The sequence below is a fragment of the Staphylococcus schleiferi genome, assembly GCF_025558325.1.
GTDB lineage: Bacteria > Bacillota > Bacilli > Staphylococcales > Staphylococcaceae > Staphylococcus > Staphylococcus schleiferi.
This window is the reverse complement of the sequence record NZ_CP094712.1, coordinates 108032-133796: the sequence shown is the minus strand read 5'-3', so window position 1 is coordinate 133796 and position 25765 is coordinate 108032. Positions and strand designations below refer to the sequence as shown.

15 protein-coding genes and 2 pseudogenes are annotated in these 25765 nt (G+C 36.6%); 9 read left to right on the top strand and 8 right to left on the bottom strand.

Going from position 1 to position 25765, the window contains the following annotated elements; all coding sequences use genetic code 11:
• Position 1 precedes the first annotated feature (1 nt).
• Positions 2-7153, bottom strand: coding sequence for an aureusimine non-ribosomal peptide synthetase AusA (ausA, locus tag MUA40_RS00550; RefSeq protein ID WP_167735808.1), 7152 nt, complete (start codon positions 7151-7153; stop codon positions 2-4).
• Between the two features lie 411 nt (positions 7154-7564).
• Between ausA and MUA40_RS00545 the strand changes: the two genes are divergently transcribed.
• From MUA40_RS00545 to MUA40_RS12065, 4 genes and pseudogenes are all read left to right on the top strand, one after another.
• Complete coding sequence (locus tag MUA40_RS00545) at positions 7565-8629, top strand: DUF871 domain-containing protein (RefSeq protein WP_016425836.1); 1065 nt, start codon at positions 7565-7567, stop codon at positions 8627-8629.
• Between the two features lies 1 nt (position 8630).
• Positions 8631-9521 carry an N-acetylmuramic acid 6-phosphate etherase gene (murQ, locus tag MUA40_RS00540; RefSeq protein WP_016425835.1) on the top strand — a complete coding sequence of 297 codons (891 nt, stop codon included), beginning with the start codon at positions 8631-8633 and terminating at the stop codon, positions 9519-9521.
• Positions 9522-9536: 15 nt separating this feature from the next.
• Positions 9537-10973 (top strand): annotated as a pseudogene (locus tag MUA40_RS00535) (PTS transporter subunit EIIC); the annotation flags it as partial.
• Positions 10974-11495: a PTS sugar transporter subunit IIA gene (locus tag MUA40_RS12065; protein WP_281183068.1), complete on the top strand. Its 522-nt coding sequence runs from the start codon at positions 10974-10976 to the stop codon at positions 11493-11495.
• Positions 11496-11600: 105 nt separating this feature from the next.
• On the opposite strand, the gene MUA40_RS00530 is transcribed toward MUA40_RS12065, so the two are convergent.
• Both MUA40_RS00530 and MUA40_RS00525 read right to left on the bottom strand, forming a co-directional pair.
• The gene (locus MUA40_RS00530; RefSeq protein WP_016425833.1) at positions 11601-12452 is read right to left on the bottom strand and encodes a MurR/RpiR family transcriptional regulator; all 852 of its coding nucleotides are present in this window, start codon (positions 12450-12452) and stop codon (positions 11601-11603) included.
• Positions 12453-12588: 136 nt separating this feature from the next.
• Positions 12589-15726 (bottom strand): ATP-binding protein, encoded by a 3138-nt coding sequence (locus tag MUA40_RS00525; RefSeq protein ID WP_262569689.1) that lies wholly within the window; start codon positions 15724-15726, stop codon positions 12589-12591.
• A 369-nt stretch (positions 15727-16095) separates the two neighbouring features.
• Here MUA40_RS00525 and MUA40_RS00520 point away from each other — a divergent pair, with 369 nt between their 5' ends.
• Genes MUA40_RS00520 through MUA40_RS00505 form a run of 4 tightly spaced genes read left to right on the top strand, consistent with a single transcriptional unit; the run spans position 16096 to position 19392 of the window.
• On the top strand, positions 16096-16962 hold the full coding sequence (locus tag MUA40_RS00520) for an ABC transporter ATP-binding protein (protein ID WP_194368573.1): 867 nt from the start codon (positions 16096-16098) through the stop codon (positions 16960-16962).
• Positions 16959-17696 (top strand): ABC transporter permease, encoded by a 738-nt coding sequence (locus MUA40_RS00515; protein ID WP_016425830.1) that lies wholly within the window; start codon positions 16959-16961, stop codon positions 17694-17696. The genes MUA40_RS00520 and MUA40_RS00515 overlap by 4 nt, the downstream gene beginning before the upstream one ends.
• Positions 17693-18793: a sensor histidine kinase gene (locus MUA40_RS00510; RefSeq protein WP_167732643.1), complete on the top strand. Its 1101-nt coding sequence runs from the start codon at positions 17693-17695 to the stop codon at positions 18791-18793. Before MUA40_RS00515 ends, MUA40_RS00510 begins: the two co-directional genes overlap by 4 nt.
• Positions 18790-19392, top strand: a complete 603-nt coding sequence (locus tag MUA40_RS00505; protein ID WP_167732644.1) for a response regulator transcription factor — start codon at positions 18790-18792, stop codon at positions 19390-19392. The genes MUA40_RS00510 and MUA40_RS00505 overlap by 4 nt, the downstream gene beginning before the upstream one ends.
• An 88-nt stretch (positions 19393-19480) precedes the next feature.
• Here MUA40_RS00505 and MUA40_RS00500 read toward each other — a convergent pair whose 3' ends face one another.
• Positions 19481-19954, bottom strand: a complete 474-nt coding sequence (locus tag MUA40_RS00500; RefSeq protein ID WP_016425827.1) for a peptide-methionine (S)-S-oxide reductase — start codon at positions 19952-19954, stop codon at positions 19481-19483.
• 209 nt (positions 19955-20163) lie between these two features.
• Here MUA40_RS00500 and MUA40_RS00495 point away from each other — a divergent pair.
• Positions 20164-21342: pseudogene (locus tag MUA40_RS00495) on the top strand (PrsW family intramembrane metalloprotease).
• A gap of 143 nt (positions 21343-21485) precedes the next feature.
• On the opposite strand, the gene MUA40_RS00485 reads toward MUA40_RS00495, so the two are convergent.
• The 4 genes from MUA40_RS00485 to MUA40_RS00470 are packed head-to-tail and all read right to left on the bottom strand — an operon-like array spanning position 21486 to position 25735.
• Positions 21486-22616 (bottom strand): M20 family metallopeptidase, encoded by a 1131-nt coding sequence (locus tag MUA40_RS00485; protein ID WP_081635187.1) that lies wholly within the window; start codon positions 22614-22616, stop codon positions 21486-21488.
• An 8-nt stretch (positions 22617-22624) separates the two neighbouring features.
• Complete coding sequence (locus tag MUA40_RS00480; RefSeq protein ID WP_262569683.1) at positions 22625-23443, bottom strand: MurR/RpiR family transcriptional regulator; 819 nt, start codon at positions 23441-23443, stop codon at positions 22625-22627.
• Between the two features lie 12 nt (positions 23444-23455).
• Positions 23456-24343, bottom strand: coding sequence for a M14 family metallopeptidase (locus MUA40_RS00475; protein ID WP_262569681.1), 888 nt, complete (start codon positions 24341-24343; stop codon positions 23456-23458).
• Positions 24344-24370: 27 nt separating this feature from the next.
• Complete coding sequence (locus tag MUA40_RS00470; RefSeq protein WP_262569678.1) at positions 24371-25735, bottom strand: YfcC family protein; 1365 nt, start codon at positions 25733-25735, stop codon at positions 24371-24373.
• Positions 25736-25765 lie beyond the last annotated feature (30 nt).

The following is a 25765-nucleotide window of genomic DNA, read 5'->3' as shown; positions in this document are numbered from 1 at the left end:
CCTACTTGAATGTGTCGTTAAGTCTTTGTTGCCAACGGGCTAACCATGTTTCTGATAGTTCTGACCAGCTTAAATCCAGTGCGTTCATGACAGACTGTGTAAAATCTTGCGTGATAATGGCAGGTTTCAGCTTATCATCGTGATGCATTAATCCCACCCATGCATAATAACCGGCATCATGTACATATTGATCAAATGTTGCGTCATCCACCACCTTAATTGTGCGATTTGTTAGCTTTTCAAGCATCGATTGCATTGTATATTCATGGTTATTCGTAATATGAAAGATGTTGTACGTGCTTTGTTGGATTTCCGCGAATTGTACAACCATTTGTGCCGCTTCATCAACAAACGAAAATGAAATTGGTGTTTGTGCCGCAGATACCCCTATCTTATCGAGTTGAAGTAAGTCATGCATAACAATAGAAAAGCGATTTGTCCGCATATTTTTCATGGTGATGTTGCCGTGTCTACTGCTTGTTAAGTTTCCTACACGCATCATTTTCGCCTTTAATCCTTCTCGCATGGCTTGTAATACTTCAAGCTCGGCATAAAATTTACTTCGTGCGTAAGGTGACGTAATCTGTTGGTTTTTAAAAATGGCTGTTTCTGAGAATTGCGTGTCTTCTTGTTCTTCAGAAAAGGTGCCTGCCACACTCAATGTAGAAATGTAAATCAGCTGAGCTTGAGCTTGTTTGGCCAAGGAGATAAGCTGTGCTGTACTTTTGACATTGGCTTCATAAAAGTCTTCATCTTCGCCAAAATGGTCTGTTCGCGCCGCCGCATGAATAATCGTGTCGATAGACGTAGCTAACTGTGTGAAATCTTGGTTTGTGTCACCATATATGATGTCAACGTTGTGCATCATTTTTTCACACGTCGATGGCTCAAAATAATGATTCAAATTGTCGATTAAACGGTCACGGGCTTGTGATGCGCTTTCTGCCCGAACAAGACAATGCACACGTTGGTGGCGCTCAGTTAGTTCATAAAGTAAATAAGCACCTAAAAATCCGGTGGCACCTGTCAGTAATACTGTTCCTAAAGATTGTTGTGACACTTTTGACAAAGGCGTTTGATTAGTCGCAATCATCGTTTGCAAGGCGTCAATATTTCCCGGGACATTTAACTGTGTCGATTCGCTTTGGTTTATTAACGCACGGATGGTTTTGTATTCATAAATAGCTTGCATCGACGTTTCAATTCCTTTGTGTTTCAGCAACATCACGACTTTCATCGTCGCAAGTGAGTTACCACCGAGTTCAAAGAAATCATCGTCAATGCCAATCGGGCTCACATTTAATACTTGTTCGAATACATCGACATATTGTTGTTCTTGTTTATTTCGTGGTGGGGTCAACGTACGGACTTGTTGTGAATCCGCAGCAGGTAAAGCTTTCGTATCTAATTTTCCATTAGGCGTTAAAGGCAATTGATCCAATTTAATGAACACCTGTGGCACCATATACTGTGGCAACTGATCTGTGAGTGCACGTCGTATCACATCAGATTGCTCTGTTTCAGCTACATAATAGCCCACTAAAAATGGATGTGCACGTGTACGATCCACTGTGACTGCACTATCCAAAACACCTGCGATTTGGTTCATTTGATTTGTAATTTCTTCTAATTCAATACGATAGCCATTCAGTTTTTGTTGTTGATCGATGCGACCTAAAAATTCAATCTCACCATTATTTAAATAACGCGCTAAGTCGCCCGTGCGATATAATTGTCCATCACCCCAAGGATGCGGAATAAAAGCTTGTGCATTAACTTCAGGACGGTTTAAATAACCTTTTGCTAAACTGTCACCCGCAATACAAAGCTCTCCAGGTACACCCACACCACATAGTCGTCCTTCAGACATAATATACACTTGTACATTCGGGATTGGTCGTCCAATCGGAACGCGTTGTAATGTGGACTTGCCGTCATCCATCCATGCCGTTGTAATCACTGTGGATTCGGTTGGTCCATAGGCATTGACATACATTTCACAATGCGGTCGAACCCTATCAACAAGTTCTGGCGTGCTCACAGAACCTCCTGTCACTAAGCAACGTAAATGATAGTCGGTCATCATCATGCATAGTTGTGCGGGGATCGAAGCAACAGTGACGTGTTGTGTACGGAGACAGTGTTCTAAAGCGAAAATGTCCTTTCTTTCTCGTTCAGAAGCAATCACTAAAGGACATGCATTGAATAACGCACAATAAATCTCCATCACAGACGCATCAAACACAATATTGGCGTATTGTAATAACACATCTTGAGACGTCAGTTGTATATATTGAGACCAACCTGTGACTAAGTTCATTACATTACGATGTGTGATTTGTACGCCTTTTGGTTGACCTGTCGTTCCAGATGTATAAATCATATACAATACATCGTTCGCTTCCACGTGTTCACTTGATTGAATCACTTGTGCATCATCTTCTCGTATAACACAACTTCTCACATCCGAATTGGTCACAGTTGTAGAGTGTGCTGGCGCATTCGTCAAAATATGTTTCACTTCCGCATCTTTCAAAATAAAGTCAATCCGTGATGCCGGATAATCTGGATCAATCGGCACATAAGGACAACCCAGCCATGCCGCAGCAATCATACTTTCAATCATTTCTGGGCCCCTTGTCATGAGAAGCGCCACACGATCTCCTTTACGACAACCTTGTTCGTACAAATGACGCGCAATAGCTAATGCACGTCGATATAACCTATGTATCGAATGATGTTGGTTGTCAAAAATCAACGCTGTAGCCTCTGGTGTTTGTAGCGCCAACTGTTCAATTCGACTGCCGACAGTCTCCTGTTCAGGATACGCCATCGGTTTTGGTGTCACATGTGTTTCAAGCCACTGACGCATGTCGGGTCGCGCAATAGGCAATTGACCAATGCGTAATAAGTCTTGCTCCAATATTGTCTGGATCATCACTTCAAATTGATCACACATATGATGGATTGTTTCTTTTTGAAACAGGTCTGTCCGATATTCAATATTCCAAACAAATTGATGATGCACTTCTTCAATAATGAAAGACAAATCAAACTTCGCTGTGGTACTTTTCGGTGGTTGATGTGTGAGTCGACTATGGCCAAAATGCGCATGATGCACTTCATTGTTTTGACGCACAACGATGACATCAAAAAATGGGTGTCGTGATGCATCACGTTGCGCGATTAATTCATCCACTAAGACAGAAAATGGATAGTCTTGGTGCGCATAAGCCGCTAAACTCATCGTTTTCATTTCTTCTAAAAATGTCAGCCACGGTTTATTGCGTGTCGGTTGACCTTTGAACACGACACTGTTCGCGAACATCCCTAACATGCGTTCCGTATCTGGATGTGTCCGCGCACTCATCACACTTCCTAACACAATCTCCTCTTGACGACTGTATTGACTTAATAAAACCATAATGACACTCATAAAAAACATAAAGTCAGTCACATCATGTTGTTGAACATACTGTCTAATTTTATGGCTTAGCACTTCATCTAACTGCCATTGATACATATCCCCCTCTGTTGATTTGACATGAGGTCTTGGATAATCCAGTGGGAGCTCTAACGTTGGGGGCGTTTCTGCTAATAATTGATGCCAATACGCATGATGGTCTGTCATGTCACGTTGTTTGATCCATTCACTGTAATCTTTATACTGATGCGTCATCGTAGGCAATGATTTATCTTGATATAGTTGACTCAGCTCATCTAAAATGAGAGTCTGACTCATGCCGTCGTTAACACTATGGTGCGTATCCATAAATAAAAAGTCATCTTCTGGTGTTTGAATATAACGTATACGTAAAAGCCGGTCATGTTCTAAATCAAATGGCTGTACCATACGTTCTACCAATACTTGAGGGTCTTGCTCATCTAATGTGACGACTTCAAAGTCAGGTGTATAACAGTCTTGAATATATTGATAGACTTGTTGATTTTCCATTCCGAATTGCGTTCTTAAAATTTCATGCCGTTCAATCAATTGGCTCACCGCATGGCGTAATTTCGCAATATCTAGCGGGGCACTTAATTGCCATATAAATGGAACGTTATAAACTGTATCATCCGGGTTCAGCTGCCATAAGAAATACATACCACTTTGCGCCGCACTCGCAGGATACGCCTGCTGATTCGATGTAATGATAGGTATCATTTCTGAATGTGTTTCGGACACGTCTTCTAAACGTGCTGATAATAAGGCCACTGTAGGATATTTCATCAAATCGCCTACTGTCATGGACTTATGTAATTCACGTTCGATACGGTTCACGACTAAGGTTGCCTTTAACGAATGTCCTCCTAATTCAAAAAAGTGATCATGAATGCTCACACGTTCAATATGCAACACTTCTTCAAAGATATGGCACAAAACTTGTTCTATTTCATTGCGTGGCGCTGCATAATCACTTTGAAGTCGCAGTTCGGGATCAGGTAAGGCCTGCGTATTCAATTTTCCGTTGACAGTCATCGGTATTTGATCAATGCGTTGGAAAGACAACGGCACCATATAACTCGGCATTTGCGCAGAGAGCGTGGTTGTCATCGTATGATTCGAAATTTCTTGTTCTCCTTCATAAAATGCATAGAGCTGTTTATCCCCTTCTATCTCTCGTATCACGACAACCGCTTTATTAACGCCATGGATACGCTCAATGGCACGTTCAATTTCTGTTAACTCGATACGAAATCCTCTTATTTTAACTTGTTTATCTAGACGCCCTAAATAATCGATTTCACCATCAGGTTGTAAGCGAACCAAATCGCCAGTTCGATACACTTTTCCAGTGCCAAACGGATAATCGATAAAGCGTGATGCTGTTAATTCGGGACGATTAAGATACTCTTTCGCTAAACCTGCGCCACCGATACATAACTCGCCCGGGACACCGACACCACAGCGCTGTGTTCCTTGTAAAATATACAGATCCGTTTCACGTATAGGCTTTCCAATCGGTATGCGTGCAGGAATGGTTTCAGGCATTGCATAGGTCGTTGTAAAGGTTGTACTTTCGGTAGGGCCATAACCATTAATGATTTGAGGATGCTTTGGTCGCTGATGTAGGAGCTCAACCCACTTCCGCGTCAGCGCTTCACCCCCAACTAATAAATAGGAGAGCGGTTCAAGTGCTTCAACGTGTGTACTCACAGTCGCATTAAAGAGCGATGCTGTTAGCCACATTGTATTAATCTCATATTTTCGAATCGCTTGTCCGAGCGCTTTCGGATTTAATAATTGGTCTTTAGACAAGACGACCAGTTCGCCCCCATTTAATAAAGCACCATAGATTTCAAATGTCACCGCATCAAACGCAATGGTTCCAGATAACAGAATTTTTGTCGTTTCATCTAACGTGACATAATCGACTGCTTTAACAAGGCGATCGACACTCTGATGCATAATACGTGTGCCTTTCGGTTGACCTGTCGTTCCAGACGTATAAATCACATACACATCATCATCACTATGATTAACGACAGGTACTGCAGCTTCACTACCAACCTGCAAATCTTTCAATGACACAGTTGGCACCGTCGTATCCAATTCGACTTGATGTAACACTAATAAAGCCGGTTGCACATCTTCTAATATATATTGAATCCGCGCTTCAGGATAATCCGGATCAATCGGTACATACGCAGCGCCAGACTTCACAATACCCAAAACTGCTACAATCATCTCCATACTGCGTTCTGCCATCACCGCGATATAGTCATTAGGTTTCACCCCACGTGCACGTATTTGACGTGCAACTTGGTTCGTCAGCCGATCAAGTTGCGCATACGTTAAGCTGTCGTTTTCAAATCTAACTGCTATTTTGTCGTGATGACGTTGGACTTGTTCGGCAAACAACTCAGGTACCGTCGCAAAAGTCGCAGATTCTGTTCGCAACAGTTGTTGTAATAGCGACTCGTCTTGGTCTGTCGTCATTAACGAAAAGGTGTTCATTGGCACTTCTGGACGCGTCACACCTTGAAGACATAAATGACGAATCAAATTTGCATACGTTTCAATTGTTAAATCATCATATTGATTGCGGTTATATAACATCTTTACGACATAACCATTCTCGACTTCTTGAACATATACATCGAGCGCTGCTTCGGTCTCAATCGGTTTTAAGCGTTCAGCTTCACAAACTTCGCCTGCTATTTCAAATGTATAATGAATAGGTTCTGAATGAATTAACGTTTCAAACGGAAAGCCGGTACGTGCCTCGATTAAATCTGTTAAATGTAACACCTCTTCATCAACAATCGTGTTCATTCGACTGGAAAGCTGTGTCTTGAACTGTTGATAAGAAAGTGTGCGGTCAACATGAAAACAACCCGGTAAAATCCGTATACGTGGCCCAATCGCCTTCCCTTCATCGAATGATGGCGTTCGTGTTGTCGTTAAACCGACATGGACATCTTCGCTACGCCCAATAAAATGATTCGCAAGTATAATACCGCTATAAATATCATCAAGACTCAATTCATCATGTTGAATCTTAACCATTTGCCATTGTGTATGGTGTTGATCCGTTAAACTTTGAACAGGCATATAGGCATGATAGGTATCTCTTACACCTTGATGACTTTGCCATTGCTGCAGTTGCATCTGAAACGAAGGCAGTCGACGTAATTGATGCATTTGTTGAATCAATTCAGTAAAACTTTGGGTCAAAGTAATCAATTGAAAAGGTTTTTCATAATAGTGACTTAGTTGACTTAAAAAAATAGGCATTGACGCCGCATCAAAAATAAGCGGGCTCACATTGAATTGGAGGAGTGTACAATCGGTAAAACAAATGATTTTGAAAGTGAAAAGCGGAGCAGTTGTAGGAAGTGTTAGATCAAATGGATTTTGTTCCAAATCACTTTCAAAGTCTAAATCTGATGATACACAATCTTCATGAACCACTTCAATAAATGGCGCAAATTGACGAATCTGATATTTCAACTCACCTTCTACATACTTAAAAGAGGCCCTCAGTAATGATTGGGTTTGTACTAACTGTGTCAACGCATATAGCAATCGTTGCACTTCCATACTTTTAGGTAAATGCACCACATATGTATGTGGTGGTATAGAGGGGTCTCGATTGAATAAATCTGGCCCATAATGTTGTGTGATCGATGCATTTTCATAAAGCACCATAAAATCCCTTCTTCCTCAGTGATATGAAGCCATAAAATGGATTACATTGGTATCATAAAAACTTTATGTCACATTTACAATTCAAAATAAATAATTTTATATAACTTTAAAGTAAATGAAAAATAAAATTAAAATTATACACATAACGATAACATTCAACTCAGCTATTAGAGGTTTAAATCAAGGACGATCCATCCTTTTCAGAATAGCTTATCAACAAAAACTAGACTTAATATTTTTGATAAACAGCGTAGAGGTCTATTTCAGAAACAATATTTCACTATAAATTAAAAATAAAGAAATTTCATTGCATAAGGTGAACCTAAGTATTATAATCGACTTATAATTATGTAAGGGCTTTCAATAAAGATTGCGCATTTCTCAAAATATATTGTGTTGGAGGAAAAGATTATGTTCGGGTTCTCAGTATTTTTAAACAAACCGCTATCTTCTGAAACAAAACAATACATCGAAAAGATGGCTCATTCTGGGTTCACAGGTGTTTTCACATCCCTGCATATACCAGAAGATAATAACACTCAGTATCGCAAACTCTTAATTGAATTAGGTAATATTACCAAATCATTAAATTTAGATTTGATGGTTGATATATCTAGCTCATCTTTACAAAAAGCTGGTTTTTCTATGAGTAATATTAATGAAATACGCTCTATTGGTGTAACAGGTTTACGTGCTGATGATCATATTAGTAATAAATGTATAGCTCAGCTATCAAATAAAATAACGATTGCTTTAAATGCTTCAACCATAACTGAAAATGACATTCAAGAACTGAAATTAGCTAATGCTAACTTTGATCAATTAGAAGCCTGGCACAATTATTATCCTCGACCTGAAACAGGACTAGATGAAGAGTGGTATCGTAAAAAAGCAAAATGGTTAAAAAGTTTTGGCCTTAAGTCACAAGCATTCGTTTCAGGTGATAATAACTTACGCGGCCCTCTATATCAAGGTTTACCAACGCTAGAAAAACATCGTGACTATCATCCGCTTGCCGCCTCCCTCGACTTATTATCTGATACAAATAAAATTTTTATAGGTGATCCTGGTCTTTCTGACACTGTAATAAAGCAATTTGCTAACTATATAATGGAAAAAAATATTTTATTGCATGTAGATCCATTTAATAATCAAATCGATTTTACTCTAGGAGAACATATAAATCGCCTTGATGAATCAAGAGATGTGATTCGTAGCGCATATTCTCGCAAGAAAAAAATTCCGAATATTAAACCTTTACTTAATATCAAACGTGACACTGGTTCAGTAACCATTGATAATTCACAGTATTTACGGTATATGGGAGAGATTCAAATTACTAAACGTTCTTTACCAGCAGATGAAAAAATTAATGTAGTGGGTCAAATCAGTCAAAATGATTGGTGTTTAATCCCACATATCAAAGGTGGTCAGAAATTCACATTGCTAAAAAACGATATTGAAAGTGAGGATTAAAATGATTAACTTAGATAACTTAACAACGGAACTAAGAAATGAAAATAGCTACAATCTAGATGAAATGACTATCCGTCAAGCACTGAAAAAGATGAATCAGGAAGATCAAAAAGTTGCACTAGCCATTACTGAACAATTAACTCAAATTGAAAATTTGACAGATGCCGCAATTAAAACTTTAAAAAATAATGGTCGCTTAATATACATGGGTGCCGGTACTAGCGGTAGATTGGGCGTATTAGATGCCGTAGAATGCGTACCAACTTTTGGAGTGAATTCTGATATGGTTATAGGATTAATTGCTGGTGGAAATAAAGCCATGGTTTCTGCTATAGAAGGCATAGAAGATGATATTGACCAAGGTAAAAGAGATTTAATGCACCTTAATCTGACAGCAAAAGATATGGTTATAGGCATTACAGCGAGTGGTCGGACCCCCTACGTCATTGGTGGAATAAATTATGCCCAATCTATAGGTGCACATACTGGCTCTTTATCATGCAATAAAAATTCAGAAATAAGTGAATTTGCAGATTTGCCAATTGAAATTGACTGCGGACCAGAAATTTTAACAGGTTCAACACGTTTGAAGTCAGGAACCGCGCAAAAAATGGTTCTTAACATGATTTCTACTGTCAGTATGATTGGAATAGGAAAAGTGTATAAAAATTTAATGGTTGATGTTAAGCCAACGAATAAAAAATTAATAGAACGTTCTAAAAGAATTATTATGCAAGCAACGGAAGTGGATTACGACACAGCAACACATTACTTTGAAGAAGCCAATCAAAATGTAAAATTAGCTATTGTTATGATTTTAACAAACTGTAATAAAGAGGAAGCGACGCAAAAATTAGCCAAAGCAAACGGGTTTATCAAAAATACGATTTAAATAAGGGGGAATTACATGGGAAGAAAAGAATTGACATTGAATGAACTTGCCAAAAGAATATATGAGGGTGCCGGGGGTTTAGAAAATGTTCAAACTGTTAATCATTGTATGACTCGTATTCGAATGAATATACGTGACAGCAATCAGGTGGATCAAAAAAGGCTGAAAAGTATACCAGGCGTGTTGGGTGTTATATTTGACGAACAATTACAAGTTATTATAGGGCCTGGAAAGGTCACTAAAGTAGCTAACGAAATGGTTAGTTTAGCTGGTGTAGAGCTGGGAGAAAATATCAAAAAAAGTTCTGGAAAAGAAAAAGTTAATGCTAAAGCAGCAAAAATAAAAGCAGCGCAAAAAGCTAAGCAAAAAAATTCTCCATTAAAAGCTATTTTAAAAGATATATCAAACATCTTTGTACCGATGATTCCTGCGTTTGTCGGTTCAGGTTTAATAGCTGGGATTGCCGCAGTAATGAATAATTTGATTACTGCTGGAACAATAAATGCCGCAACTTGGCAACAGTTTGTAGATATTATGAATATTCTTAAAAATGGTATGTTTGCATATTTAGTCATTTATACAGGGATAAATGCAGCAAAAGTTTTTGGAGCTAACCAAACTCTCGGTGGTGTTATTGGAGCAGTAGTAACACTTACAGGTATGAATGCCGACAAAGCCATTAAAAACCTTATTACAGGCGATGCATTAACAGCTGGCCAAGGCGGAATTATAGGTGTTATATTTGCTGTCTGGTTGTTATCAATAATTGAAAAGAAATTGCATAAAACTATACCCGATTCTGTTGATATTATCTTTACACCTACTCTTTCCTTATTAATAATAGGTTTACTTGAAATTTTCTTGATTATGCCATTAGCTGGATTACTTTCAAACATTTTAGTGGGAGGGATCAACTGGGTACTATCAGTAGGAGGACCATTTTCAGGATTTGTATTAGGTTCTCTATTTCTACCGATGGTTATGTTTGGCTTACATCAAATTTTAACACCTATTCATATTCAAATGATTAATGAAACAGGTATGACATTATTACTTCCTATTCTGGCAATGGCTGGTGCAGGCCAAGTGGGAGCTGCACTTGCTTTATGGGTTAAACTACGTGAAGATGAAGAATTAACTGAAATGATAAAAGGCGCATTACCCGTTGGCATATTAGGAATCGGGGAGCCATTGATATATGGTGTAACATTACCATTAGGCCGCCCATTTATTACAGCTTGTATTGGAGGGGGCATCGGAGGCGCAGTTATAGGTGCCATTGGTGGTATTGGCTCAATTGCAATAGGGCCTTCTGGTATTGCGCTTATTCCATTGATTTCTAATAATCATTGGATAGGCTATATATTAGGTCTACTTTCCGCTTATATCGGAGGTTTTGTAGTAACTTACTTTTTAGGCATACCAAAAGATAAACTACAGGAACAATCATTAATGCATAGTAAAATAAGTACTGATTCAATTAATCAAGTTAATAATAATAAAATTAATAATCACAAAACTAAAATTTTCAATGCTGTAACAACAGGTTCTATTCATCCCATAGAAGAATCAACAGATCCAGCTTTTAGGAAGAAAATGATGGGCGACGGCTATTTCATTATACCAACAAATGAAGAAATTTTTTCGCCAGTAAGTGGTACAATATCAACTATTTTCCCCACTAAACATGCAATTGGTATCACTACTGACAATGGATTAGAAGTGTTGCTACATATGGGAATTAATACTGTTGAATTAAATGGTTTACCTTTTGAAATATTAGTAACTGAAGGTCAAAAGGTTACGACAGATTCTAAAATAGCGAAAATCGATTTAAACGCCATTAAAGAAGCGAAAAAAGATACATCAATCTTGGTTGTTATTACTAATATGACAAAAGTAGACTCTTATAAACTAGAAAAACATGGAGCAGTTACTTCGAAAGATACTGTTTTTAGTGTTACAACTAAATAAAACAAATAAGGGGCTGAACAATAGCCCCTTATTTGTTTTCAATTTAAATTCATTTTTTCTTACTTATACGTTTTTACAGTTTATTAAGTTCGCGCCAAATCTCTTTTAAAAATACTTTTTCCTATACGCTTCTACTATAGAACGGGTTGTATATATTTTCTCAGCATTCTCCTGATTTCGGCTTATATAAACATAAAATAATAGATCCACAGTAATAAACTGTGCCAAAATAGAATCTGTTGCAGCACTTCGATAAATTGATTCCATTGGCCGCGAAGTTTTTAAACTAACATCAGCGAGTTTAGACAATGGATTCTGTCCAAATTGTGTCAATGTAATAATAGGAATTTCTAAATCCTTAGCGGTTTCAGCAAGTGAAATTAACTCAGAAGTCATACCAGAGTTTGAAACTAGCCAAATAACACATTCTTTCTGATGTAAAATGAGCTGCGGTAATATAGTATTATAGTCTGGTTCACTGACTACATTTTTTCCTAATCTTCCCCATTTTTGAACAATGTCCATTGCAGTTAAGCTAGAAGCCCCAATACCCAAAACGTAGCAGTACTCTTTTTCTTCAATGAACTTACAAGCATCTATAAATTCTTCTTCATTAAATAAAGCTGTGGTTTCATCAATTGTATAGTGTGCATTATTAGCGAGTTTATTCTTCAAACTATGAAAAGAGTCGTCTCTGTCGACATCACTATAAGAATTCATACTAGGCGCTTTTTTTGTTTCGGCAGAAAGTTCAATTTTAAGTTCCGTAAGACTGTTATAACCCATTTTTTTAGAAAAACGTACAACTGTAGGACTACTTGCGCCAGATGCTTTAGCAATATCATTTGCTGTCATACTAGCTATTTTTTCACTATTATTATAAATAAACTGAAAAATTTTTCTTTCAGCAGCAGACATTTCTGCCTGCATGCTTTTCATGTGAGAAAGAACGCCCATAAACTCCTCCTTTAATCATGACTATTATTTTAAATACAATAGATTCTTATAAACATCTAGAAATAAATAACGATTACTTTTCCGCTTCATTTCAACTCTATATTCTCCAGTTGTTTTTTTAGAATCATTACACAAATTATATATTTATTTCTTTATCTATCGCTTGATAATATCTAAATTGACTAATACGTTTCTTATCACCAACAACAATAAATTCTTTTTTAGCTCTTGTTACAGCAACATTAATTAGATTAGGCTTCTGACATGACCATTGAATAGCAGTATTTTGCGTATCATCCGTACCAGTGACAAAATAAACTTTATCTGCTTCTTTCCCTTGGAATGTATGAACTGTACCTATAGATTCATGTAACCACTTTTTAACATTTATGTTTTGGTTAACTAATGGTTTCAACTCTTTTTTGGCAAAAGTAATAATTTCACTTTTGACTCTAGAAAACGGTGTAATAATAAACACATTGGGCTCCTGTTTGCCACTTTTCATAGCTTTAACCCAGTCTTTTTTTAGTTCTTCTACTACGACTATACCTTGTTCTTTCACAAATTGTTTTGGATTAGCTTTTCCTTTAACATCTATCCATGAAACCCTGCCAACCTTTCCTTCTAACTCGTTACTTTTAATATATTCTGGTAACACCATCTTTTGTTCGTATGCAATTTTATTACTAATAGTAAACATTGGGTTTAGACATCTTCTATGCACCCACAGAGGTACACCAATCCACTGCTTTTCACCCTCTTCACCTTTCCAATAACCGTAGATATTTGCTCCATCACTTAATGTTTGAACTGAAGATTCAATACTCACCAATCGCTCAGGTACATTAAATGCTTTCCTTACAGAGTCAATCAAATTACGATCTATAGTTACCACTGGTTCAATTTGGACGGGATCTCCAACTGCCACCAAGTGTTGCGCACGTTGTATCGCTCTTACTGCAGCTTGAGGAATAGCTTGCCCTGCTTCATCAATATATAAGTAGTCTATAAAATCTTTAGGCATCGTTTGATACATTGATCTAAAACTTGCAAAAGTAGTGCTAATGACCGGAAAAACAAGGTGAATTACGTTCCATGCATTTTCTACTTTCTCAGGTGCTGCATCTAAATATTCATAACGTCGCTGAAAATCATATAACCCTGATTGAATAGATTTAGCATTCCCTATTAAAATCAATTTGTGAAGTACAATCGCCTTTAAAAATAATAATCCTCTTTCAAATTGTAATTCATCTGAAGTCCACAATACTTTCTCTTGACGCATATTATATGCTTCATTTCCGCTTCTCCAAAATTCAATATCCGGCACCACGACATCTGGATGTTCTTTTATAAAGTTTAAATAGCCCTGCTGATTTTTGCGAAGCTGCATTAAATTTTGTTCTATCCGATTGATGCGCCTTTCTCTTTCATTTATTTCATTCACTGCCATAGTTATCTCAGTATCTATTCTTATTTTATCGTCATTAAATTGAATCTTTTTTCTCAGTAAATCTGCATGTCTTTGCTCATAATCTATGTCTTTAGCACCACTAGAATTGCTTCCTAAAAATTGCTTTAACTTATCTTTGAATGAATTTTTATTTTTTGTCAATTGAATATATTCTTTTAAATCATTAATTTGTGTATCTACATTTGTTATTTGGTTTTCTAAATTCTTTTTTCGTTGTTTTAAGGAATCTATATTATTATTTTTGTTTTCATCATTCAGTTCTACTAATTCTTGTTGGTATTTTATAAACTGTTCTTCACTTTTTCTAAAATCAGCAAAGTGTTTTATACCTTGGTTAATTTCTTTTTTTAACACTTTAACTTTACTTAAAGTTTTTTGAAACGATTGTTTAGCATCCTTCCACTCTTTGTTAATATCTACAGAATTATACGCATCAATTAAAATTTTATTTAATGTTTTTGATTCACAGCTAGTAAGGACTTGTGTCATTACACTATCAATATTTGCTTTCCTACCAAAAACGCCTGAGAATAACCCCCATGCTTTTTCACCGATTAACTTTTCAGCAATTTCACTAAATATATTAAGTTCTTTCGCAACATTTTGATAAGCTTCTTCATACTCTGGAAAGTTTGAGGAGATATCCCTTCTTATCACTTCAGATATTTTAGGCAAATCTTTGGATATATTTTCAACTACACCATTATTACTTGACGCAACTACCATTTTATAGTGTGTATGGACATCGTTTAGAAAAGCAGTTGGGAATTGATCTGTTTCGTGAATCTTCTGGAATTTAAAAGCTTGGCTCGGTTTATTAAGTTCAGCAAAAGTCTTGGCCCTTTCAACTATGTTATGCGCAAATATATCTTTCAATAACGTTGTCTTACCCGTACCTGGAGGACCGTTTACAGAACTTATTTTCATTTGATCATGTGTTATTTGATTTACAGCAACTTGTTGCATCAATGATAAACGGTGTTCTACTAGAGAAGGCCAACGCCCATCAGGATAAAAATCTGGTTTTAGATAACGCTCTATATATTCTTTATTCTCATCAATGACTTTCTTATCTTTATCATTAACGCCATGAATGTATCGGGTCAATGTTTTATTAGGGTCCTTTTTTGCAAATTCCATATCACTAATATAAAAGCTATTTAGTTCATTGCTCTGTTCATTTGGAGTGACATATTTTATACCTATCGCTTGCTTAAAAAAACCTTGATAATTGGTTTCAAACAAAGCAAAATATTTGGAATATAATTGATCAAGTTTGTGTAGTTTTTCTTTAGTTAACTTATTATTTCCTATAATTTCTTCGCACTTGTGCTTAAATTTTTCAAAATGATCTTGGTAGGTCTCTTCAATTAGGATATTTTTGTCATTTTTAAGATACTTTAATGCACTCATTAACATTGGAACATGGAGCGTATCCATTAACACGTATCCTTCATTATCAATCATGAAGGTATATCCATAGCAGTTTCTATTATCTGGATTATAAATCTCTTCATCATTAAAAATACTTCGAATATATTGTTCTATTTCCCCAAACTTAAAGCAATGTCTATAAAGTTGAAATTGTATTTCACCTTTACTGCTACTTAATTGGTTAAGCTGAAAACGTTCGTCTTCCCATATAGGATAAAAAGATTCAAAATCATGTACTGCCTTTTGCTGTTCATTTAACAAAAAAAGATCTTTATTTAAATATGATTTTATATCCTCTAACTCGCCAGGATGTAGCATCTCTATTAGTATCCAAGCAGACAATGTATTATTAACTAATCTATCCATTAGCGCATCCCCCAAGAATCTATATATTTATAGTCATTTTAACAATAATTATCAGAATTTTACATGGAATTTTATTGTCTAATTAAGCAGCTCACTACAAATAAATTTCATATCTCCCTTAGACTTTTAATTACCTATTTCTTTATAGCCGCCTATAAATGTATTAACATTCAAAGCAAGAACAAACTAAATCAACCCGAGGTGTTTCCATACCTTGGGTTTTCTTTTATACAAATATTCATCCTCACATTATCCTTCCCCAATATAAATAATGACAAATGTCATGCTGCAGTGATGACAATCCTCACTAACAAGAAATCCCATACTTTTTTACAATTAAGTTAACTTATTCAAAGGATGTGCAGGGTTATGATTCAAATCGAACATATCACGAAACAATATCAGCAACAAAAAGCAGTCAATGATGTTTCTTTTACGATAACAGAAGGCATTTGTACTGCATTAATTGGTCCGAATGGTTCAGGTAAATCCACACTGATTGATTTATTGATTGGTGATCGACACGCCGATAGTGGCATGATTAAAGATCCTTCACACTTATTACATCCTGAACGGTTAGGCGTGCTTTTCCAACGTACAACCTTCCCTGAACGTATGAAAGTCATAGAGCTTTATCAATTGTTTTCAAAATTATATCCTCAGTCGCTTTCTTTAGCACAATTCCAAAATATCACGCGCTTTAACGATGTAGAGTTACAAAAATTTGCGACTGAACTGTCAGGTGGGCAACAACGTATTCTAGATTTCGCTTTAACTATGATAAGCAAACCCCAATGCCTTATTCTTGATGAGCCTACAAGTGCAATGGATGTCCAAATGAGACAACATTTTTGGAAAATCGTTTCGCAATTAAAAGCAGAGGGACTGACGCTCTTTTACACGTCTCACTATATCGAAGAGGTAGAAAGAATGGCTGATCAAGTGATTGTACTCAACAAAGGTCAAATTGTATTCAATGATTCCCCGGGAAATATTAAACAGCAACAACATTTATCGATAATTGATATTCCTGCACCACATATAGCACTTGAACAGCAATTTCCACATGAAACAATAACGCATGTGCAACAACGTCTACACATTAAGACGAATCATGTCCAACAAGTTCTTGAAAAATTACTTGCTTTAAATGTGAACCTTGATGATATCGAAATTCGCAAAAATTCATTGCTTGAGATTATTTTTAATGAGGACAAACAAGGAGAGGATCAATGATGCGTTTTGCATATTTATTATCAGAATTACGTCTACTATTCCGTTTTAAAACAAGATTGATACTATCGATTTTTATACCTTTAGCATTTTACTTATTATTTACATCAATCATCCAAGCACCTGAAGCTGAGATGGCTGAAATTAATAAAAATGCTATGTATAGCATGACGACCTTCAGTTTAACGAGTTTCTGCTTATTCTCATTTCCACTTGAACTCATCGATGAACGCAAAAAAGGTTGGTATAAAAACCTGATGACTACGCCACTCAAACCCTTTGACTATTTCAGCGTAAAAATTGTTAAAACGATGTTTCAGTTCATTTTAGCCATTTTTATTATATTTGGGACTGCTGCCTTTTATAAAGGCGTTCATTTATCCTTCAGTCAATGGATTTTATCAGGCCTCGTTCTATGGATTGGCGCAAGTTTGTTTCTATCACTTGGCGTGCTATTAGCACAAATCAACGATACCCAGAAAGCGAGTGGTATCGGTAATATTCTATATTTAGGTTTAGCCGTCTTAGGTGGCCTCTGGTTTCCGATTGACACCTTTCCATCATTTATGAAACCGATTGCCCATCTGACACCTACGTATCATTTAAAAAAATTGGCAACCGATTTAGGACAAAATGATTCTTTTGCAATTAGCGCTTTCATGATATTACTTCTATATAGTATGATTTTCTTAAGTATCGCTTTATATATTCAAAAAAGAAGAGATGTGTCTCAATGAAGAAACTAGATCTAGACGCGGGTCATTTATCCAGCTTAATCTATTTGTTATTTCCATTTCTTGCCTTATTCTTAAATCGTAATCAAGGTAACACCCTGCTCCTGATTGTTGTTTTTATCATCTTTGGTATTGTTTATACGACGTTGATTATCGGTCATCGCGCTTTAAAACCTTGGACGTCTTATTTTTTACTTGTCCTACATTATTTAGGGATTATTTATTTTGTTTATGCAATTAATCCCACGTCGTCCTTATTTTTATTTTATAGTGTTTTTGCGCTTCCTTTAACTTTTCGCGTTAAGCTATGGTCTAAAGAATATTTCACCTTTTTAGCAACCATGCTCCTCTGTCTTATCGTGACATTTCTTTATTATTCGGAGCCATTTTATATTGTGATGTTAATCATTTATTATTTCGTCATGAATTTGATTATGTTCTCGAATTTTAAACGTGTGACAGAGGAGGCGTATCAATCAAAGATTAACGCACAAAATGAGCACATTAACGTATTAATCGCTGATCAAGAACGCCATCGTATTGGTCAAGATTTGCATGATACATTAGGTCATGTCTTTGCGAGTCTAAGCTTAAAATCGGAGCTTGCGATCAAACTCGTCGACCGAGACCTTGAACAAGCCAAAGCTGAAATGATAGGAGTCAATCAAATTTCAAAAGAGGCCTTAACTCAAATTAGAGAAATTATTCATAACTTAAAGACACGCTCGTTCGTTGAAGAAGTGACCGCATTAGAAACACTCTTAAAAAATGCGAATTTGGCATTTCATTTTGACAATGCAAGCTTATCTCAATCATTGTCTCCGACGAAACAAGCCTTATTAACGATGATTCTCCGAGAAGCCATCAACAATGTCATTAAGCATGCTGAAGCGACAAAAGTCAGTGCCTCATTATCTCGTCGTGATAAAGAGATTGTGCTAACGATTCATGATAATGGAAAAGGTCTCACTGATACTAGCGTGCACTTAGAAAGTATCGAAGCCCGTGTTGCTTTATTAAGAGGAACTTTAGAAGTAGAAAATCATGCTGGTTTGCATATGACAATTTCAATACCTCATGGGGGAGGATTTCTATCATGATTCATGTGATCATCGCTGAAGATCAAACAATGTTAAGACAAGCCATGGTTCAACTCATCGAAATGCATGAACACATTCATGTCATTGCAGATGTTGGAGATGGTAAAAGCGCACTCAAAGCAGCGCAAGAAACAGAGGCTGATGTTCTTATTTTAGATGTTGAGATGCCAGAATTAACAGGCTTAGAAGTCTTACAACAAGTTCGGGAAAAAAACATCCCTATTAAAGTCATTATCGTGACGACATTTAAACGGCCGGGTTATTTCGAAAAAGCCGTCGCTTATGACGTTGATGCTTATGTATTAAAAGAACGGTCAATCGATGAACTCATCCATACGATTGATAACGTTATGTCAGGTCAAAAAGAATATAGTGAAGCATTGATGACAACCATCTTTTCGGAACGCAATCCACTGACAGAAAAAGAACAATCTGTGCTCAAAGAAATTGGTAAAGGGCTTTCAAGCCGTGAAATTGCCGAAACTTTATATTTATCTGATGGTACCATTCGGAATTACACATCGACAATTATTGATAAATTGGAAGCTGATAACCGCTTCGATGCTTGGAAAAAAGCACATGATAAAGGATGGGTATAATGATGACTTTAACATCGATTTTAAGACATGCATTTCGTCTCTTTACAAAGTCAACATGACATCCATCCCTTCATCTCGTTTCAACACTTCAATTTTGATATTTTTTCATTAAATGTTGTGGAATATGACAATAATCATGTGGAAATTTATCTAAATGATCTTGATGAATCTCAGCACTGGCAATATAGTTGGATAGCGGTTTGACCTCTACCGCAATACGTGCTTGGTCTGGTCGGCGTGCAATAAATTGACGTGCACACTCTAAATGCTTGGCCTCTTCACTGTATACACCCGTCCGATATTTGGGACCCCTATCTTCACCTTGATGATTGACACTATATGGATCAATCACCTCAAACAAATAGGCCATCAGTTCCGGAACATCGACATGATCCGGATCAAATGTCGTCTTAACGCACTCCGCATAACCATCGTACGGACCATCAAGTGTTTGCGTCGTCCCATTTGCACGCCCAGCTTCCGTTGCTACAACGCCAGGTAATGTCTTAATAAAAGCTTGGACGCCCCATAAACAGCCTCCTGCTAAGTATATCGTTTCCATTGTACCCCTCCCAATCCTCACTATATATTCTATAACACGCACCACTCATCTCGTGATTGCCTAGATTTTAATAATTTCTAAAATTTTGATATTAAAGTAAATCTCTTTTTGAATACTGTCATATTTAATAATCTATTAATAGACTCCCTTTTAAATTTCACATATAATGCTTGTGATATAATAAATTTATTTGAAAGGAGTCGATACTTTTGAAAGATCATCCTGAAAATCAAGAGGTTCACGAACAAAAAGATGCAAGTCAACAAAGTGAACAACCACTTGATGCACCTCAATCGCATACCAAGGAACAACACCATCAAGATACAGAAACCATTGAACAAAAAACGATTGATAATATTAGCTTAACACAAGAATTCAAAAATTTATTTAATAACACAACGCGTTCTATCGGTAAACTTGCGGGAAATGATGAAGTTTTAAAAATCAACCTCGCTGATATGTTCTCAGAAGTATTCAAACCCCACATAAAGCAAGAAATGGACGAAGTCTTTATTGCGGGTACTGAATATACAACGCCACAACTCGATGAAGTATCAAAAGAATGGGCGAAACCTTTCCTATTCTCTAGAATATTTCTTGGCCTTGCCACTGTTTTTGCATTGTTATGGATAATGGTCGCTTTTTTTGGAAATCCTAACGGCATAGGTGGTTTAATTTTTATCGGTGCACTTACTGTCCCTCTTCCTGTATTAATTTTCTTTTTTGAATCTAACGCATTTAAAAATATCAGTATCGCCATTGTCTTTAAAATCTTTTTCATTGGTGGCGTATTGTCACTTATCAGCACTTTAACGTTATACGAATTTGTGCCAGTTTCTGATGATATCACTATTTTTAGTGCCATCCTTATCGGGATTGTCGAAGAGATGGGGAAAGCAATCGTGACGATATATTTCATTCAACGCATGAATACATACAAAATCTTAAACGGGTTATTAATTGGTGCTGCTGTTGGAACAGGATTTGAAGTATTTGAATCAGCAGGTTACATTTTTAGATTCATTCCTGAAGGATTTGACGTCATGACGCAAGTGATCTGGTTACGTGCTTAGACAGGCATTGGTTCTCACAACGTTTGGACCGCTATTGTTGGCGCTGCCGTTGTCATTACTAAAGGGAGTCAAAAATTCAATTGGGCACATCTCGCAGATAAACGCTTCCTCTTTTTCTTTGGTTCAGCTGTAACCTTACATGCAGTATGGGACATGCCCATTGCAGAAGACGGTATCATTAAATCAATCTTACTCATAACATTAGGTTGGTTACTGACTTTTATCTTAATGAAAGCCGGTCTAAGCCAAGTGACCCAACTTCAAATGGAAGCCATGAAAATGAACGAAGCCCATCAGACACAAGCACAGGAATAATTTGGGTAACATTATAAAGCAGTCTAATGAGAAACCTCATCAGACTGCTTTATTCATGTACATTTATTCACCAAACAGCAGATTTTTGATTGTGTACCAGAAAGCCGATATCACAAATACTACATATCAAGATGATGGTACTATCACAAGTTCTGCATTAACAGTGCTAATAAGCAAGTTCTTGGCACAATAAATGACTTGTTAATATGTTCATCTCTAGCATGTGGACCGCCACCTACACCGCCAAGGCCATCTATGGTCGGTGTCCCTTGTGCAGCAATAAAACTTCCGTCACTACCACCACCAACTGCAACTTGACTCAATTCAAACCCTAATAAACTCGCATATTCATTCGTCTTTTGAAATAAAGCCTCCGTTTTTTCTGTTTTAATCATTACAGGACGGACTTCGCCACCCTCAATTTTTATATCTATTTTTGGATTGTATGGTCGAATTTGCTTGATACGTTCATCAACTTTTTCACCCATTTGTTGATTAACGACACGTACGTCAACTTCGATGGTTGCACTTTCCGGGCGAACATTAATACCGCTTCCGCCTATAATCTTCCCTACATTCACTGTTGTTCCTTCCTCGTATTGTGTCATCTTCTCTAAATCAATAATTTGATAAGCAGCTTCTTGGATAGCACTTTCTCCACTTTCATGATCATTCCCTGCATGTGAACTTTTGCCTTTAAAATGTATCTGATATCGATAGATTCCTTTTCGAAATGTTTTCAATGCGCCTGACTCTCCTGTCGCCGCTTCTGCGACAAGGCCATAGGCACTTTTGCGTGCTTCTTCTTCAATATAACTTCTCGATGTAGGAGAAGCTATACCCTCATGGTCTCCGTTAAAAAATACCACTATCTTTTTATTCACACTTGTCGAAGTTTCTTTCAACGCTCTGAGTGCCCATAATATTTGAAGCACGCCGGTCTTCATATCAATCACACCGGGGCCATATAAGACGTCACCTTTTTCAACCAAGGGTAATTCTCCTTTTCCCCATACCGTGTCAAAGTGGCCACTCATTAAAATTTGTTCTTCACCTTTTCCATATGAAAAGCGAATATGATTCCCCGTTTTCTTTTGCTTAATTATTTCCGGAGTTATATTTAAATAAGAAACTATCTTTTGACATAACCAAGCACCTGCTTCATCTACTGCAGTTTTATCCAGTGTTGGTGACTCTAACTTCACAAATGTTTTTATATCATTGATGATGTCTGGTTCATGGTTAGTTAAATATGTTTCAATCACATCCATCATTTTTCCTCCTATTCAATTAAATTGTCGGATTCGTCATTGAGTGCTTCTAATCTTTGAATGCGATTTCGAACTTCTTCACTATATTGATCTCTGTAATGATTAAAAACTAAATTTAAAATACTAATGACTGGCGCAATTTCGTTATAACCACTTATATCTCTATTAGTTTTCGCAAGTATTGTGATATCTGAAGATCGAAAATAAGGTGACAAACTATTATTTGTAACACTGATAGTTGTCAGTCCTTGCTTTTTTGCATATTCAAAAAATTTAAAAGTTTCGCGATGATACCTTGGAAAAGATATCGTCACAAGCACATCTTTCTCAGACATGTCTAACTGATAACGACTCAAGTTTTCCGATTGCACCCTCATGACATTCGGTTTAAAAATACCAAAGACATAACTAAACCATTCGGCAGTAGCTTTAGATGTATTTCGTCCAACAATATATACATTTCGGGCATCATGGAGATACCTTACAATTTGATCTAAAACTTCTACACTTATTTTTTGGGCGCTTTCTCTAATTAATTCAATATCTTTTTCAATGCTTTCAAATGAATTGACGCCCACATCATCATTTTCTTTTGAATGAAATATACTATCACGTATAGCAGACTGCATTTCTGAATAGCCACTATAACCAATTGTGTATGCAAATCGAATAATCGTTGCTTCACTAACTCCTATTTTTTCTTGCATTTGGATTAATGTTAAATACGAACTCTCATTCAAATGATCCAATATGAAATTAGCAACTTTCTGTTTACCTATTGAAAGTGTGTTATATTTTTCCTCAATTCTTGTCGTAATTGACTGTGTCATGTATCGTCACCTTTATTTCTCTTTATTTAATTTCGCATATCTTATCATACGCTCACCTGTGAATGTATATCTTGGATAATTAACCGCTGTGACTAAACCATCATATTGGGCAACAATTGGCTTTTGATTGAGCTCTCCTAAAACCTCACCTTTTAAATAATGATGACCTGATTGACATTTAGGATTGAAAAAGCCATGCTCATCTGCACATATGGTCTCTATTTTGTCATGAAAGACACAATTTTCTATATCGTTGTTAATATTTTCTATTTCAATGGCATCTACTAAAGATAAAAAACGAAGTAAACGGTTGATTGCAAATTCCGATGTCTCAAGATCAATCATTCCATCAGGTTGACCACCTTTTAACTCTAATAGCGCTGCTTGCTGACCGTATTTACAAGCTTCTAAAAAAAGTTGGCCAGATGCCCCTCCAGAACGTACGACATGTCGAATACCTAATTGGTGTGCTAATTCATATTGCGCATCGTAATTTTGATATAAACTCATTACGTAATTCGAACCGTGCTGTCCACAGCAATGTAAATCTATAATATAGTCTGCACTTCTAGTTTCCCGCCAAATAGAATGTGCAAGTTGCATCGTTTGCGTCCCTTTTTCATCACCTGGAAAAACACGATTTAAGTCTAAATTGTCGTACGGAGAATTTCTTGTTCTGTTGAAATATGCTGGTTTATTCACAATAGGAATCACTTTAATAGAGCCCTTTACTTGATATTTTGGCAGTAGTTCTATTAATCGATAGGCAACATAAATCGCCGTCTGTTCAACGCCATGTATGCCAGCCGTTATGAATACTTGAGGCCCTACATTATCATTGCCAAATGTATATATATCATAAGTAGATAAACTAGGGTCTTGAAACGTAACTTCCTTCACTCCAACATCACCTCTACAAATTCAATATTAAAATGGTCCATAATTTGTCATTACAGCAATCACTACAAATATAATAGCAATAATTGACCAATATATGACTAGTGGAAACGCGAATTTAAACCACTTACCAAATGGCACACCACCAACAGCGAGTACTGCCATGAGTGTTCCAGAGACGGGTGTAATCATATTGGTAATACCATCTCCCATTTTAAATGCAATAACTGCCGTTTGCCTTGTCACATCAATGACATCTGAAAGAGGTGTCATCAGTGGCATAACGACGGCTGCTTGACCGCTACCAGAAGGTAAAATTAAATTAAAAATCAAATTGAATAAAAACATTGCAACAGCACCTAATATAGGCGAGAGATGACTAAGTGGAACAAAGACTGCATGTACAATCGTATCAATGAATTTACCGTCTTCCATAATGACAGTTACGCCACGCGCAAACCCAATCACTAAAGCACCAAATAAAATGTTTTTGGCTCCCTCCATAAACGTACTTACAAATTCATTCGGCTTTATTCTTCCGATTATTGCAGTCAAAATACCGTCAATAAGGAAAAGTGCTGATAATTGTTGTATGCCCCATCCTCGTTGTAATGAACCATATACAAAAAGACCGATAGTGAGAAAGAAACATAATACAATTAATTGATGCTTTAAATTAAAAGGAATCTCTTTCTCAGCATCATTTGCCATAATTTCACTTGAGAATTTTTCTTCTCCCATAAAACTATCATCTGGATTCTTTGAAATTTTGTTTACATATCTACAAAGATAGATCAATGTTACAATCATTATTGTGATAAAAATATAGACCCTCATCATCACACCAGAAAAAATAGGAAGCTTTGCGATTGTCTGTGCTACCCCTAGAGCAATCGGATCAAATATTGGCGCTACTGCCCCCACATAGTAACCTAAATAAACAATGGCAACGCCTGCAATAGCGTCAAGCTTTAACTTTTGTGCAAGTATAATACCTAGCGGAATAAAAGCGATAACTGCATTAGCGCTTACCCCAAAACCGTGTATGATTCCAAATAATATGCTGATTGTTATAATGAGCACATACTTATTACCACCCGTTTTATCAACCAGTTTTGAAACTGCAGCATTGAAAGTCCCCTGTTTTTCAATAACTGCAACAGCACCGCCCATTATCAAAACTAAAAATATCAAATCTGCTGTGACAACCATCCCTTTAGGAATGGTCATGAATAAATCTAAAATATTAAGTCTCACTTGATTGATATACTCAAAACTATTAGCAACGACCTCTTTCTTTGCCCCTTTTCTAGCAAACTCACCTGATGGAATTAAAAAGCTTAGCAACCACACAATAAGTAATAGACCAAATAAAATGACAAATGTATTTGGCATCTTTAATTTCTGCTTAATAACCTTCTCCCC

Bases quoted from the DNA above. Each gene is read 5' to 3' on its own strand.
- MUA40_RS00505 (WP_167732644.1), top strand. From the start codon at position 18,790: ATGATTCATGTGATCATCGCTGAAGATCAAACAATGTTAAGACAAGCC.
- MUA40_RS00515 (WP_016425830.1), top strand. From the start codon at position 16,959: ATGATGCGTTTTGCATATTTATTATCAGAATTACGTCTACTATTCCGT.
- MUA40_RS00480 (WP_262569683.1), bottom strand. From the start codon at position 23,443: ATGACACAGTCAATTACGACAAGAATTGAGGAAAAATATAACACACTT.
- murQ (WP_016425835.1), top strand. From the start codon at position 8,631: ATGATTAACTTAGATAACTTAACAACGGAACTAAGAAATGAAAATAGC.
- MUA40_RS00525 (WP_262569689.1), bottom strand. From the start codon at position 15,726: ATGGATAGATTAGTTAATAATACATTGTCTGCTTGGATACTAATAGAG.
- MUA40_RS00510 (WP_167732643.1), top strand. From the start codon at position 17,693: ATGAAGAAACTAGATCTAGACGCGGGTCATTTATCCAGCTTAATCTAT.
- MUA40_RS00530 (WP_016425833.1), bottom strand. From the start codon at position 12,452: ATGGGCGTTCTTTCTCACATGAAAAGCATGCAGGCAGAAATGTCTGCT.
- MUA40_RS12065 (WP_281183068.1), top strand. From the start codon at position 10,974: ATGCATAGTAAAATAAGTACTGATTCAATTAATCAAGTTAATAATAAT.
- MUA40_RS00500 (WP_016425827.1), bottom strand. From the start codon at position 19,954: ATGGAAACGATATACTTAGCAGGAGGCTGTTTATGGGGCGTCCAAGCT.
- ausA (WP_167735808.1), bottom strand. From the start codon at position 7,153: ATGGTGCTTTATGAAAATGCATCGATCACACAACATTATGGGCCAGAT.
- MUA40_RS00485 (WP_081635187.1), bottom strand. From the start codon at position 22,616: ATGATGGATGTGATTGAAACATATTTAACTAACCATGAACCAGACATC.
- MUA40_RS00520 (WP_194368573.1), top strand. From the start codon at position 16,096: ATGATTCAAATCGAACATATCACGAAACAATATCAGCAACAAAAAGCA.
- MUA40_RS00470 (WP_262569678.1), bottom strand. From the start codon at position 25,735: ATGCCAAATACATTTGTCATTTTATTTGGTCTATTACTTATTGTGTGG.
- MUA40_RS00545 (WP_016425836.1), top strand. From the start codon at position 7,565: ATGTTCGGGTTCTCAGTATTTTTAAACAAACCGCTATCTTCTGAAACA.